At 67.3% G+C, this 13,802-nt stretch carries 13 protein-coding genes; 7 read left to right on the top strand and 6 right to left on the bottom strand.

Annotated elements, in window-relative coordinates:
* The first annotated feature begins 190 nt into the window (after positions 1–190).
* From HMPREF3114_RS08635 to HMPREF3114_RS08645, 3 genes are read left to right on the top strand one after another with little or no spacing between them, the layout of a single operon-like run.
* Positions 191–1,246, top strand: coding sequence for a sensor histidine kinase (locus HMPREF3114_RS08635; protein WP_070489582.1), 1,056 nt, complete (start codon positions 191–193; stop codon positions 1,244–1,246).
* Positions 1,239–1,880, top strand: coding sequence for a response regulator transcription factor (locus HMPREF3114_RS08640; protein WP_070489584.1), 642 nt, complete (start codon positions 1,239–1,241; stop codon positions 1,878–1,880). Before HMPREF3114_RS08635 ends, HMPREF3114_RS08640 begins: the two co-directional genes overlap by 8 nt.
* Positions 1,877–2,392, top strand: coding sequence for a DUF1697 domain-containing protein (locus tag HMPREF3114_RS08645; protein ID WP_070489586.1), 516 nt, complete (start codon positions 1,877–1,879; stop codon positions 2,390–2,392). The genes HMPREF3114_RS08640 and HMPREF3114_RS08645 overlap by 4 nt, the downstream gene beginning before the upstream one ends.
* Here HMPREF3114_RS08645 and HMPREF3114_RS08650 read toward each other — a convergent pair.
* Positions 2,389–2,781 (bottom strand): DUF3224 domain-containing protein, encoded by a 393-nt coding sequence (locus HMPREF3114_RS08650; protein ID WP_065177726.1) that lies wholly within the window; start codon positions 2,779–2,781, stop codon positions 2,389–2,391. The genes HMPREF3114_RS08645 and HMPREF3114_RS08650 overlap by 4 nt on opposite strands.
* A gap of 31 nt (positions 2,782–2,812) precedes the next feature.
* Positions 2,813–3,247 carry an EamA family transporter gene (locus HMPREF3114_RS08655; protein ID WP_070489588.1) on the bottom strand — a complete coding sequence of 145 codons (435 nt, stop codon included), beginning with the start codon at positions 3,245–3,247 and terminating at the stop codon, positions 2,813–2,815.
* 303 nt (positions 3,248–3,550) lie between these two features.
* Here HMPREF3114_RS08655 and HMPREF3114_RS08660 point away from each other — a divergent pair, with 303 nt between their 5' ends.
* Genes HMPREF3114_RS08660 through HMPREF3114_RS08670 form a run of 3 tightly spaced genes read left to right on the top strand, consistent with a single transcriptional unit; the run spans position 3,551 to position 7,698 of the window.
* Positions 3,551–4,747: a cell surface protein gene (locus HMPREF3114_RS08660; protein WP_070489590.1), complete on the top strand. Its 1,197-nt coding sequence runs from the start codon at positions 3,551–3,553 to the stop codon at positions 4,745–4,747.
* Between the two features lie 13 nt (positions 4,748–4,760).
* A complete protein-coding gene (locus HMPREF3114_RS08665; protein ID WP_070489591.1) occupies positions 4,761–6,248 on the top strand; it encodes a DUF6384 family protein in 1,488 nt (495 codons plus the stop codon).
* 16 nt (positions 6,249–6,264) lie between these two features.
* A complete protein-coding gene (locus HMPREF3114_RS08670; protein ID WP_070489593.1) occupies positions 6,265–7,698 on the top strand; it encodes a hypothetical protein in 1,434 nt (477 codons plus the stop codon).
* On the opposite strand, the gene HMPREF3114_RS08675 is transcribed toward HMPREF3114_RS08670, so the two are convergent.
* Together HMPREF3114_RS08675 and HMPREF3114_RS08680 are read right to left on the bottom strand one after the other, a co-directional pair.
* On the bottom strand, positions 7,695–8,873 hold the full coding sequence (locus tag HMPREF3114_RS08675; RefSeq protein ID WP_053498890.1) for a low temperature requirement protein A: 1,179 nt from the start codon (positions 8,871–8,873) through the stop codon (positions 7,695–7,697). The two genes, HMPREF3114_RS08670 and HMPREF3114_RS08675, sit on opposite strands and share 4 nt — an antisense overlap.
* A 9-nt stretch (positions 8,874–8,882) precedes the next feature.
* The gene (locus HMPREF3114_RS08680; RefSeq protein ID WP_005416705.1) at positions 8,883–9,149 is read right to left on the bottom strand and encodes a hypothetical protein; all 267 of its coding nucleotides are present in this window, start codon (positions 9,147–9,149) and stop codon (positions 8,883–8,885) included.
* 203 nt (positions 9,150–9,352) lie between these two features.
* On the opposite strand from HMPREF3114_RS08680, the gene blaL1 reads away from it, so the two are divergent.
* Positions 9,353–10,222, top strand: a complete 870-nt coding sequence (gene blaL1 / locus HMPREF3114_RS08685; RefSeq protein ID WP_070489595.1) for a L1 family subclass B3 metallo-beta-lactamase — start codon at positions 9,353–9,355, stop codon at positions 10,220–10,222.
* A 116-nt stretch (positions 10,223–10,338) separates the two neighbouring features.
* Here the strand turns inward: blaL1 and HMPREF3114_RS08690 are convergent, their stop codons facing one another.
* Positions 10,339–10,878, bottom strand: coding sequence for a DUF411 domain-containing protein (locus tag HMPREF3114_RS08690; RefSeq protein ID WP_083297588.1), 540 nt, complete (start codon positions 10,876–10,878; stop codon positions 10,339–10,341).
* A 483-nt stretch (positions 10,879–11,361) separates the two neighbouring features.
* Complete coding sequence (locus HMPREF3114_RS08700) at positions 11,362–13,647, bottom strand: FdhF/YdeP family oxidoreductase (RefSeq protein WP_070489597.1); 2,286 nt, start codon at positions 13,645–13,647, stop codon at positions 11,362–11,364.
* Between the last annotated feature and the right edge of the window lie 155 nt (positions 13,648–13,802).

Here is a 13,802-nt window from a genome sequence, read left to right on the forward strand (position 1 = left end):
GCTGGCCGGCAACCTCATGAGCTCCGGCAACACCGTGCAGTTGCCGGCCAGCGGCCGGCACTACCGGGCATCGTTCTGGCTTGTGCCGACCAACGGTCGGCACCCACGGCACTAGAGCCTGCCGACCAAGATCGGCATCTGCCGATGGCGGCTTTGCTATCCTTTCCGCCCACGCCAGGGAGCCGTCCCGATGCCATCGCTGTCGCCCCGCCGCCCACTGGTGCTGCTGGCCCTGATCGTCGTGATGGCGGCGATCTTCCTGATCGACACCGTCACCGATTACGCGGTTGCCGCTGCCTGCTTCTACGCGGCGGTCATCCTGGCCGCATCGCGCGTGATGGGCGCACGCGGGTTGATCACCCTGGCCATTACCTGCATCGCGCTGACCGGGCTGAGCTTCTTCCTGACCCGCTTCGGCACCTATCGCATCGGCCTGGTCAACTCGGTGATCGGCATGCTGGTGATCGGCATCACCACCTACCTCGCGCTGAACATGGAAGCGGCCAAGGCCGCCGTGCAGGAAGCACAGGGCCGCCTGCTGCGCGTGGCGCGCGCTTCCACCGTGGGCGAGCTCACCACCTCCATCGCGCATGAAGTGAACCAGCCGCTGGCGGCCATCGCCAGCAGCGCCGAAGCCTGCCAGCGTTGGCTCGCGCAGGACCCACCGAACGTGGACAAGGCCCGGCAGACCGTGGCCCGCATCCTGGCCGATGCACACCGGGCAGGCGACGTGATTGCCCGCATCCGCGGCCTCACCCAGGGCGCGGCACCGCAGCGACGCGCCTTCGATCTGAACCAGGCGGTGGAGGAAATGCTGGCGCTGTCGCGCAGCGAGCTGGACCGGCATGGCGTGGCCGTGGCGCTGCTGCTGGACGCCGAACTGCCACCGGTGCAGGCCGACCGCGTGCAGGTGCAGCAGGTGATCGGCAACCTGATCCTCAATGCGGTGGACGCGATGGAAGCCGTGCCCGCCGCCGACCGGCGCCTGTCACTGCTGACCCGGCGTGACGGCCAGCGGGTCAGTCTCAGTGTGCGTGACCGCGGCGTCGGCCTGCCCGCCGACCATCCCGAGCGTGTGTTCGATGCCTTCTGGACCACCAAGTCGCACGGGTTGGGGCTGGGTCTCAGCCTGAGCCGCTCTATGATCGAAGCCAACGACGGCCAGATCCGTGCCGAACGACCCGCAGGCGGCGGTGCCTGCTTCGTGTTCGACCTGCCCATTGCCACGGACGCCCACCATGCGTAAGCCCACTGCCGCCAACCCCGATCCGGCACCCATCGTCTATGTGGTCGACGACGATCCGTCGGTGCGCGCGGCACTGGAAGACCTGCTGGCCTCGATGGGCCTGCAGGTGCGGGCCTTCGCCTCCACCCAGGCCTTCCTCGAACACGCGCTGGAAGACGCACCGGCATGCCTCGTGCTGGACGTGCGCATGCCCGGCCAGAGCGGTCTTGAATTCCATCGCACGATGAGCAGCCACGGCCTGCAGCTGCCGGTGGTGTTCATCACCGGCCACGGCGACATCGCGATGGGCGTCAACGCGATCAAGGACGGCGCCATCGAATTCCTCACCAAGCCCTTCCGTGACCAGGAACTGCTCGATGCCATCCACAAGGGCATCGAGATCGACCGCCAGCGCCGCCGCGAGGGCGAGGCACTCGGCGCGCTGCAGCTGCGCTGGGACACCCTCAATGCCGGCGAGCGCGAGGTGGTCGATGGCGTGGTGCGCGGCCGCCTCAACAAGCAGATCGCCGGCGATCTGGGCGTCAGCGAGATCACGGTGAAGGTGCGCCGTGCGCAGGTGATGCGCAAGATGGGCGCACGCACCCTGGTTGACCTGGTGCGCATGTACGACCGCCTGCAGGCGGGTACGCCATGAACGTCCACGTCGCGCTGCTGCGCGCGGTCAACGTCGGCGGCACCGGCAAGCTGCCGATGCGCGAACTGGTGGCGATGTGCGAGGACGCAGGCTTCACCGATGTCCGCACCTACATCGCCAGCGGCAATGTGGTGTTCCGCAGCGGGCTTGATGAATCCACCGTACGGGAGGCCCTCGCCCAACGGCTGCAGGCGTACGCCGGCAAGCCGCTGGGCGTGCTGGTGCGCTCGGCCAACGAGATCGCCGGCGTGGTGGCACGCAACCCGTTTGCGCAGGCCGCCGGCAACCGTGTGGTCGCGCTGTTCCTCGACGGCAGCCTGCCTGCCGATCCGCTGGACGGCGTGACCGGCCGGCGCGACGAACAGCTCGCACTCGGCACGCGCGAGATCTTCATCCACTACGGTGCCGGCATGGCCGACTCGCGCTTGCGTATTCCCGGTTCGGCACAGGGCACGGCACGCAATCTCAACACCGTCGCCCGGCTCGCGGCGATGGCAGCGGAACTGCGCTAGCGCTCTTCCGGCAGGCTGTACAGGAGCCGGTAGTCATGGCGACCTTCGCTGATGGTGATCTCCAGCGTGCCGACCAGGCCCAGCAAGCCGTCACTGCCGGAATCAGGCACCACCACCACGCTCAGCTGCGGCGTGCCACGGGTCATCAACCCATTGTGCTGCAGGGTGAACGCGCCGTGTCGCCCGGCCAGCGTGGCCGTCACCCGCTCCATCGCCACGTAGCCGGCCGAGCCCTGCACCGGCGTGCGGAAGGCCAGCATCTGGCCGACGCTGCTGCCGTGCAGGTCGCCGGCAAAGGTCTTGTTGATCGACATCACCGCGATCGGGCCGTCATTGCCACCGATCGCCCGCAGATCCACTTCAAACGTACCGTGTGCTTCACCCTGCATCCTGCTCTCCCCTCTGGTCGGTTGAACGCGGCTACTTCTTCGTGGCCAGCACGATCACCCCGGTCAGCACCAGGCCGATGCCGCTCCACTCCCGCAGGCTGGGCCGCTCGCCCAGCAGAAGATAGGCCAGCACGATCACCAGTACCACGCTGAACTTGTCCACCACCGCCACCTTGGCCAGCTCACCGCTCTGCAATGCGCGGAAGTAGAACAGCCACGACGCACCGGTGGCCAGCGCCGACAGCACCAGGAACAGCTGGGTGCGCCCCGGCAGCAGCAACGGGTTGGACCATTTGCCGGTGACCACCACCAGCGGCAGGACTACCGCTGCCACCACCAGGGTGCGGATGGCCATGGCCAGGTCCGAGTCGACGCCCTTGACGCCGACTTTGGCGAACAGCGCGGTCATCGCCGCGAAGGCGGCAGACAGTCCAGCCCATATCAACCACTGCGGTACGTTCTGCACGGCCCCCTCGCTTGCCGGAACGGATGAGCGTGCGCCAACGCTACTCCACCCTGCCATCGGTGGGGCTTCACCTGCCCATCACCACCGCTACAATGGGTGAGGAATCGCCAGGGGGGCGATCTGCAGGGAATGCGCCATGCGTGAACAGGACACCACCCTCGCCCTTGCCGGGCCGTCGTCCCTTGACCGGGCCCGCCTGCCGTGCACCGCACGGCTGCTGCTTCCCCTCCCCTTCGTTTCGCAGCAACCTGCCCGTTCCGCATGGCAGGTTCCTCATCGCTTGCCCTGACCGGAGCCGTCGAAATGCCCGAGAACACCCTCCTTGCCACGCCGGCCGCCACCGCGCCGATCAAGTACCTCGACCGCGCCATGGCCACGCTGCGCAGCCTGGGCCTGGCCGCCCCCCAGGACAACAACGCACCGGCCATCGCGCTGGTCTCGCAGCTGTCCACCCTCGACCAGGGCCGCGTGGTGGCCATTGCCCGCGTGCTGCAGCAGTCCGGCCATTTCAATGCCGTGATGCGTGATGAAATCAGCTCGGCCAAGGTGTCCGACCGCTATACCGAGATCATCCGCGCCTTCGACAGCATCCGTGATGACGCCAGCGCCATGGTCGAGCAGGTGCGTGACGGCAGGATCGACATGGGCGAGCGCCTGCAGAACCTGTGGATGAAGGTCACCCGCGGCGACATCCCGAGTCGGTTCGAGAAGATCCGCCGTACGTTCCTGGACGTCAGCCGCGATTCGGCCGAGCAGCTGCAGCGCGAGTCGCGGGTGCTGGAGATGTACGGCGACTTCCGCCTGTCGATCAAGGATGCCGAGATCCAGGCCCATGAGCTGTTGAAGCTGCAGGAGCAGGCGCTGGCCGATGCGCGCGAGGCGCTGAAGCAGGCGCAGCAGCGCGTGGAATCGGCCGACCCGTCCGCCGATGCCGCCGACACCGGCCGCCTGGTCATGGCCCGCGACGAGGCCCTGCGCAACAACCAGGCCGAGGAGTCGCGCTACCAGCTGGCCAAGGACCTGGCCGAGAACCTGCAGGTGAACTACGCCACCTCCGAGGCGATCATGCTGCGCGTGCACCAGTCGCATGAGGTCAAGCGCCGCGTCAACGAGCGCTCGGTGGTGTTCTTCTCCACCAATGAGACCAGTTTCACCGCCTTGAACCTGGCATTCACCACGCAGATGGGCCTGCATGAGTCCACGCAGGCGCTCAATGCGATGACCGAGGGCACCTCCAAGGGCCTGGAAGCGGTGGCCAACATTGGCGACGACGTGCTGCACGAGGGTCTGAAGGCCGGCTACGGCGCCACCATCGGCGTCGATTCGGTGCGCAAGCTGGTCGATGCGGTGGTGCGCTTCCAGGAGACCTCGCTGCAGGAGATCGAGCAGCTGCGTGGACAGGCCACGCGCGATTCCGCGGAGATCGCCGAGTATGTCGAACAGGGCAAGCAGCGTTTCGCTGCCCTGCTGCAGGCACCGCCGAGCCCGGAGTCGCGCTGAGGTGAGTGCGAGGATGGCCCCTGCCGAGCTGCAGGATGCGCTGCTGACCATGGATGTGGTCGACCAGCTGCGCTACCGCAATGCCGAAATGAAGGCGCTGGCCGACAGCGGCCATGACAAGGCGACGCTGAAGCAGCGCCTGCTTGAGTTGTACCGCTCGCAGGGCATCGAGGTCTCCGACGAGATCCTCGAGGCCGGCATCCAGGCCCAGCGTGAGCAGCGCTACCTCTACACCGCGCCGCGAGGCTGGAAGGCCTGGCTGGCGCGGCGCTGGATCGACCGCAGCCGGCTGCTGAAATGGGCGCTGATGGTAGCCCTGGTGCTGCTGATGCTCGGTGTCCTGCTGGTGATGGCGCGCAGCTTCGGCGCGTTCGTGCACGAGAGCAACGTGCAGAAGAACGTGCAGGTGCTGAACGACAAGGTGGCCGCACAGCAACAGGAGGCTGCCGCAGCGCGCGCCCTGCTGGCCGCACAGGAACAGGCCCTGCAGGGACTGCTGCCACGCGCCACCGCCAGCGGCGAGCGCCTGCAGCCACTGACCGAAGGCGCACAGGCCGCGCTGGCCGAAGCACAGCGGCGCTTTGCCGACGTTCCCGCCGCGATGGCAACGCTGCCGACCCTTGTACGCAAAGACAAGCTCACCCGGCTCAGCAGCGGTGGCAGCGCCACCGGCGAGCAGGCGGCCGCGCAGGTGGAACAGCACCGACTGGCTGCCGCGCAGCTTCTGGCCAATGCCAGGGACACCCTGCCGCCGCTGACCGAGCGGGTGAACACTCTCGGCCAGGCCATCGAGGCCAGCGAGCTGCTGGACACCACCAACGCCGCTGCAAAGGCAGCACGCCTGGCGCCGGATGCCGAGCAGGTGCGCGCACGCGCCTACACCGGCGGCGATGTCGCACTGCGCGCGGGCGATATCGCCGCGGCCGGTCAGGCGGTAGTGACCCTGAAGGACCTGATCGGCAGTGCCGACAAACTGGCCGCGCTCAGCGAGCGCCTGGCCCAGCTCAAGGCCGATGGCCTCGCCACCGGCGTCACAGGCGAAGACCGCAAGCGCTTCGAGCGTGCGCTGGAGCAGGCCGCCCGCCTGATCCGGGTCGAGACGCTGGCCGAAGCCGGGCCGGCCCTGGACGAGGCCAGCCAGCTGGTGGCGCTGCTGTCGCAGACCCTGGTCTACCGCATCGTCAACCGCGACGATGAACGCACCGGCGTCTGGCGCTACAACGAAAAGGCCAACGGTGGCCGCAATTACTACCTGGTGACCGAAGCACTGGACGAGGCCGGCAAGGCCACCGAACTGCTGATCCGCAACGAGGAAACCGGCAAGGACGAATGGACCTCGCTGTTCGCCGTGCGCGTGCCCGAGGCCACCTACAACCGCGTTGCCGCCGACAAGCAGGACAACGGCATCATCGAAGACGACCAGATCGGCAGCAAGCCGCGCGGCAGCCTGTCGCCGCGGTTCCGCATGCCCACCACCGGCGGCTACATCACCCAATGGTGATGGGTAAGGAACTGACATGAGAGATCTGAACGAGGCCATTGCTGATGTCGAAGCCGATATCGGCCAGGTGCAGGCACAACTGGCCGCGCGTGGCGACCAGTGCCGGGAACTGATCAAGGAACAGGAAGCGCTGCACGGCGGGGTCCGCGACGACTTCAACACCTTGGCCCGCCTGCAGGCCGAGGCCGCTACCGATGCGCCGCCGATGCTGGCCCGGGACCTGCTGCAGCAGTCCAGCGCCGATCTGCAGCGCCGTGACCGCAAAGCGGCGGTGCTGGCCGACGAACTGCAGGCACTGCTGGACATCGAGCAGTCGCTGCAGCAGCGGTCGCGGGAGGCCGTTGCCGCGCGCGACGCCGCCGGTGGACGCTGGCAGGCCCTTCAGGATCAGGTGGACACCGCGCTGGAAGCGGAACCCACCTACAGGGGCCTGCAGGACGATCTGCAGCTGGCCGTGGCGCGCGCTGACACGGTGGAGCGGATGGCCGCCTCCGCGCAGTCGGAGCATGACGCCAAGGCCGGCGCCTACCAGGCCGACCCGATCTTCATGTACCTGCATCGACGCGGCTTCGGCAGCACGGCCTATCGCGGTTGGCCGCTGGTGCGCACCGTCGATGGCTGGTTGGCCGAGCTGTGCGGCTTCGACCGTGCCCGCCGCGAGTACGCCACGCTGGTGGAGCTTCCGCCCTATCTGCAGGAACATGCCGGACAGGCCCGTGCCGACGTCGAGGCGGCCCGCCAGCCGGTACAGCAGGCCCGCGACGCCGCTCTCGCCCATGCCGGTGGCGACCCGCTGCGCCAGCAACTGCAGGCGGCACAGAGCGCAGTGGCGCAGGCACTGTTGGCCGAGCAGCTGCATCGGCAGACCGTGGATGCCAAGCAGGCACAGATCGATGGCTTCCGCAGCTGGACCGATGCCGAAGGCGGCGCCCTGCTCATCGCCCTGGCGCGCACGCTGTCTGCCAAGAGCATGGACGACCTGTACCGCCGCGTCGCCGCCACCGCCTCCGGCGAGGACGATGCCGTGCTCGAACGCATCCATGGCAGTCGCCTGCGCCTGGGCGAGATCGACGGCATGGTGGCTGAGCACACCCGTGAAATGGCCGTGCTGAAGAAGCGGTTGGACAGCCTGCAGGCTGCGCGCAGGAGCTACCAGGCAGCAGCAGACATCGAACGCCAGGCCTACGAGGCGCCGAGCTACCGGTCCGCCGCGCCGGCCACCGTCGCCGCATCCTTCTTCAGCACCACCCGCAGCCAAAGCACCACCCGCTCCTCTGGCAGCCTGTTCGACCTGCTTTCGGGCGGTTCCAGCAGTTCCAGCTCGAGGTCAAGCTCGCGTTCGAGTTCCAGCTCAAGCTCCAGTTCCGGTTCCAGTTCCAGCGGCAGCAGCTTCCACAGCGGCGGCGGTATCAGCGGCGGCGGTGGCTTCAAGACCGGCGGCGGGTTCTAGCCCGGCAACGACCGGGTGCGCCGCGTCAGCCGCGCATCCAGCACGCCCACGCCCAGCAGCACCAGGCTGGTCAGCCATCCGGCGGCCAGCAGGTGCGTCCATGGCAACACCAGGCACAGCACCAGCAGCGCGGCAGCGCCCAGCAGATGCGAGCGCGGCGCGTGCCCATAGACCACGCGCTTGTACAGGGCACTGCCCAGCAGATAGATCAGCGGGCCCGCCACCATCACGGTGGCGTACACCGTGGTGACCGCCGCCGCCGGGTGGTCCATGACCAGATCGTTGCCCACCGCGGTGGCGATGATGCCGGCGATCAGCAGCGCGTGCACGTAATGGAAGTTGGCGCCCATCCGTCCGGGGTCTTCGGCGTGGGTGATGGCCTCTGTGGCATCACGGCTGGAGATGCCGAAGTACAGCCACCACATCGCAATCGTGCCAGCGAAGGTGGCCAACACCGCTGAAACCACTTCCAGGCTCCAATGCTCGACGTCGCTGAGCACGCCCCCGGTTGCCAGCAACGTCTCACCCAGCGCGACGATGACGAACAGCTGGCAACGTTCGGCCAGGTGACCGCCCTCGATCGTCCAGTCGCGGGTGTGCGAACGACCCATGCCCGGGAACGCGAAGCCGAACATCGGCGAGATGTATTCGCAGGCCACCGCCACCGCCCACAGTGCCAGGCGGAGGTTGCCCTCGGCCGCTGCGCCGGCCAGCCAGAAGCAGGCCGAGACGCTGACCCAGGCCAGCATGCGGCGGAAGTTCGGCGCCAACGGATGGTTGCGGCCGACCTCCAGCAGCACGAACGCGGTGCGTCCGACCTGCATCGTGGCGTACGCCCCGGCGAAGATCCACGCACGATCGGCAAACGCCTCGGGAATGGACGAGGACATCAACAACGCCAGCAGCATGGTGGCGAACAGCAGGCCGCGGATGCGCGGCGCCTCCGGGTCGAACCAGTTGCTGACCCAGCACGCGTACTGCCAGCCGAGCCAGACCGCGAACCACAGCACCAGCGTCTGCAGTACACCGGCCAGGTCCAGGTGGTGCAGCAGATGGTGGCTGAGCTGGGTGACCGCGAATACGTAGACCAGATCGAAGAACAGTTCTTCGTAGGTCACGCGGGCATGGTGGCCGTCGCGGTGGCGCAGCGCGGGCAAGCGCAGTCGGGTACGCATGGAACTCCTTCAGCGCGCCAGGCGCCAGTACAGGAAACCGGCCAGCAACGCCGGCGCGGCAAACACCAGCAACAGGATCGGCAACTCCTCGCGTACCGCGTAACCGGCCTTGCTGACCCCCACCCACATGTTGGCCACGGCCACCAGCAGCCAGGTAGCGATGAAGGCGATCAGCGCCGTGGGCAGCTGCGAGGTGCCCACGCTCCAGAGACGGCCAAACAGCAGGAACACGCCCAGCAGGAGCACGCCACCGAGCATCACCATGAGCACATGCATGGTCCACCTCCTTGAGCCTGGGAACAGGCTAGCCCCGGCCGATTGTGCGCAACAGCCCGTGGAGATGGATTCACAGTCCAGAGCAAGCGAACAATCCCGGCATCGGCTGCGGCGGACCTTATGGCAGCCATGAGTTATTCGCGAAACGGGCCGTCCAGGGTACGTGCTAGCTTCATCCGACCCTATCCAGACCCCTCTCCGCCATGCGCCGTTGCCTGACGACCCTTGCCCTGACTGCCACACTTGCCTTTGATGTCACTGCCGCCGACACACCGCTGCCACAGCTGCAGGCCTACACCGTAGACCCATCCTGGCTGCAGCCGATGGCGCCGCTGCAGATCGCCGACCATACCTGGCAGATCGGCACGGAGGACCTGACCGCGCTACTGGTGCAGACCGCCGACGGCGCGGTGCTGCTCGACGGCGGCATGCCGCAGATGGCCAGCCACCTCATCAGCAACATGAAGGTGCGCGACGTGGCGCCGCAGGACCTGCGCTTGATCCTGCTCAGCCATGCGCATGCCGACCATGCGGGCCCGGTGGCAGAACTGAAGCGCCGTACCGGTGCGATGGTGGTAGCCAACGCCGAATCAGCGGTGCTGCTGGCGCGCGGGGGCAGCAACGACCTGCACTTTGGCGACAGCATCACCTTTCCGCCGGCCAGCACCGACCGCATCATCATGGATGGCGAAGTGGTCACGGTGGGTGGCATCGCGTTCACCGCACACTTCATGCCAGGGCACACCCCGGGCAGCACCGCCTGGACCTGGACCGATACCCGCGATGGCAAGCCGGTGCGCATCGCCTACGCCGACAGCCTGAGTGCGCCGGGCTACCAGCTGCAGGGCAACGCCGGCTATCCCCACCTGGTCGAGGACTACCGGCGCAGCTTCGCTACGGTGCGCGGCCTGCCCTGCGACCTGTTGCTGACCCCGCATCCGGGCGCCAGCAACTGGAACTATGCCGCTGGCAGCAAGGCCAGCGACAAGGCACTGAACTGCAAGGCCTACGCGGATGCGGCCGAGAAGAAGTTCGACGCACAGTTGGCCAGGGAAACGGCCGCAGCACGCTGATCCCGTAGAGCCGAGCCCATGCTCGGCTTGCCGGCCAAACACAGCCGAGCGTGGGCTCGGCTCTACACAGGACGCGTCGAAGAGTGCCGGTCAGAACGACCGGCACCCGCCGTCCATCAGCCACCCTGTCCGTGCTGGGCGAACGGCTCGGTACTGCCGTCGGTGCGCACCAGCTCGACGGTATACGGCTGCACGTAGCCGTCCGGCATTTCCATGCCCGGCGAACCGGCCGGCATGCCGGGCAGCACCAGCCCGCGCGCGGCCGGGCGTTCGGCCAGCAGGCGCTTGATGTCCTCGGCCGGGATGTGGCCCTCGACCACATAACCGCCGATCTCGGCGGTATGGCAGGACGCCTTGCCGACCGGTACACCCAGGCGGACCTTGATCGGATTCATGTCATCGGTGTCGCGCACATCGACCTGGAAGCCGGCGGCCTTCAGGTGGTCGACCCAGATGCCACAGCAGCCACAGCTGGCGGTCTTGTGCACGATGGCCACCGGCAAGGCCGGATCGACTTTCGCCGGGCTGGCCTGGATCGGTGCCACTGGTGCCGCGCTGGCGACCGGTGCGGCGGCAGATTCTTCGGCGGCACGTGCACAGGCGGTCGTGGCCAACACGGTGCCCAGCAGCAGGCCGAGCGAGAGAGTACGGTTCATAGGGAGTGATTCCTTTGCAGAGGCGGGCAACGCGGCCCGTCGCCCGCGCATCGAAGGCACAGGCAGAGTCGAGAAAGGTCGAGCAGCTACGGCAGGCGCTTGAGGCCTGCAGGGAATCACGCGATAGGGGGCCGCAATGGGTCCGGCATCGGTGGCGGTGCGCGTTGCTGGGAACCGGCGCCTACCGGCGCCTCGCGCCACGGCGAGGCGGGCGTTCCGCTCAACGTGGCCAGCATGCCAAGGCAGGCCGGCGGGCATTCACACTCACCACCCTGGCAGGCCGCCGGGGCCGCATCATCGCAGCAGCCGGCTGCCGCCATGCCGGCCGAGTGCGGTGCAGCGCAGTGATCCTGGTTGGCGGACCCGCTGTACGAAGATGAGGCAAGCGCGAGCGCCGGTGCATTCAGCACCAGGGCGACAAGCAGCATCCATCGCAGCAGCAGGCCAGGCAGGTTCACCCGCCGATGATAGCCGATGCGCGTGTCACGCAATCGCCGCCGCCATTGCACTCATCCGCACCGGAATCGACTTGGCAGCGGGCGTGCCGCTGATCCGGTCGTAGTAGTCCAGCGGCAACAACGGGTTCAGTTCCGGGTAGTAACCGGCCAGCGCGCCGCGCGGCATTGGGTAGTCCAGTACGGTCAGGCCCTCGATGCGCCGCTGCACGCCATCGCGGCTGATCGTCTCCAGGCTGACCAGCGCCTCCTTCTCCAGACCGCGCGCCAGCCGGTCCTCGATGTTCATGAACAGCACCATGCGATCGTTGTACACGCCGCGATAGCGATCGTTGTAGCTGTAGATGGTGGTGTTGTACTGATCATGCGAGCGCACGGTGGCCAACCGCAACATGTCCGGATCATGCACCGGATCGTCCACGTCCAGGCCGGGCATCACCAGGATGTTGGCCTTGCCATTGGGCGTGGGCCACACGCGGCGGCGCGGCGGAATGTCCAGATGGAAACCGTGCGGCTGCTGGATGCGCTCGTTGAAGCCGGTGTAGATCTCCGGGTACACGGCAGCGATCAGTTCGCGAATAGGTGCATAGTCGTGCATGCAGCGCGCCCAGTCGACCTTGCTGTGCGGCAGCGCAGCCATCGCCATGCGGCAGACGATCTCGACCTCGGGCAGCACCTCCGTGCTGACCGGTTCGAGCACGCCGCGCGAAGCCGTCACATTGGACATCGCGTCTTCGATGGTGACGAACTGCTCGCCGGCCGGCGTGACGATGCGCTCCGAGCGCGCCACTACCGGCAGGATCAGCGCATCGCGGCCATGAACCAGATGACCTCGATTGAGCTTGGTGGCGATGCCCACGGTCAGGTCCAGCCCACGCATCGCTTCATACGCGCGAGGCGTATCGGGCACCGCATGAATGAAGTTGCCACCCAGGCCGATGAACACCTTGGCCCTGCCATCCAGCATCGCCTCGATCGACTCGACCACATGATGGCCATGCTCGCGCGGCGGATCGAAGCCGAACACCTGCTGCACGCGGTCCAGATAGGCCGGCTTGGGCTTCTCGTCGATGCCGACAGTGCGGTCGCCCTGCACATTGGAATGCCCACGGATCGGCCCGATGCCCGCACCGGGCTTGCCGAAGTTGCCGCGCAGCATCAGCAGGTTGGCGACCTGTTGCAGCAGGCGCGAGCCATACTGGTGCTGGGTCAGCCCCATGCCGTAACAGATCACGGTCGCGTTGGAGCGGATGTAGATCTCCGCGCATCGACGGATCTGCGCCTGCGAAATGCCGGACACCTGTACGATCTCGTCCCAGTCCTGCGCCATCACGTCTTCGCGCAGCGCCTCCAGGCCTACCGTGTGTTCTGACAGGAAACCATGGTCGAGCACGCGCTCGCCCTGTGCCTCGCGCTCGAACATCACCTTCATCATGCCCTTGATCAGGGCCAGGTCGCCGCCGATGCGGATGTGCACGAACTCGCTGGTGATCTCGGTTGAACCGAACGTGGCCATCTGCGCCACGTCCTGCGGCTCGGCAAAGCGGATCAGCGCGCGCTCGGGCATCGGATTGACCGCCACGATCGGGATGCCGCGTTTGCGCGCTTCGACCAGGTTGCTCATCATCCGGGGCGAATTCGTGCCGGTGTTCTGGCCAATCACGAAAATCGCTTCGGCGTGCTCGAAATCCTGCAGCACGATGGTGCCCTTGCCCACCCCGATCGCCGGCGGCAGGCCGCGGCTGGTCGGCTCGTGGCACATGTTCGAGCAGTCCGGGAAGTTGTTGGTGCCGAACTCGCGCACGAAGATCGAATACAGGAATGCTGCTTCGTTGGGCGTGCGCCCGGAGGTGTAGAACTCGGCCTGGTGTGGGCTGTCCAGCGCCTGCAGGTGGCGGCCGATCAGTGCGAAGGCATCGTCCCAGCTGCACGGCACATAGTGGTCGGTGCCTGCGTCGTAGCGCATCGGCTCGGTCAGCCGGCCCTGCATCTCCAGCCAGTAGTCGGTCTGCGCCATCAGCTCGGTCACGGTGTGCTGCGCGAACAACTCGCGGCCGGCGCGGAACTGGGTGGCTTCCCAGGCCAGTGCCTTCGCGCCGTTCTCGCAGAACTCCAGCTTCCTGCGTTCGTCGGCATCGGGGAACGCGCAGCTGGGGCACTTGAAGCCACCGGGCTGGTTCATCGCCAGCAGCGCCTTCGACCCCTTGCCGATCACACTCTGCTGCAGCAGCACCTTGGCGGTGGCACCGGCGGCACCCCAGCCTCCGGCAGGCTGGTTGTAGGGCTTGTAACGCGGCGGTTTCTGCTCGGACATGTTCGGGAACCTTACGGAAGGAACGCAGCAACAATCGGCACAACGCGGTCCGGCGGCGCAGTCAATGGCACGACCAGCCGCACAGTCAAGCACGGCCCACGCCGCTTCGCCAGAGGGTACAGGCGGTTTTCAGCACAACCTGCCATGGCAACGGT

It is taken from the genome of Stenotrophomonas sp. HMSC10F07 (assembly GCF_001807895.1).
In the GTDB taxonomy this organism is placed as follows: Bacteria; Pseudomonadota; Gammaproteobacteria; order Xanthomonadales; family Xanthomonadaceae; genus Stenotrophomonas; species Stenotrophomonas sepilia.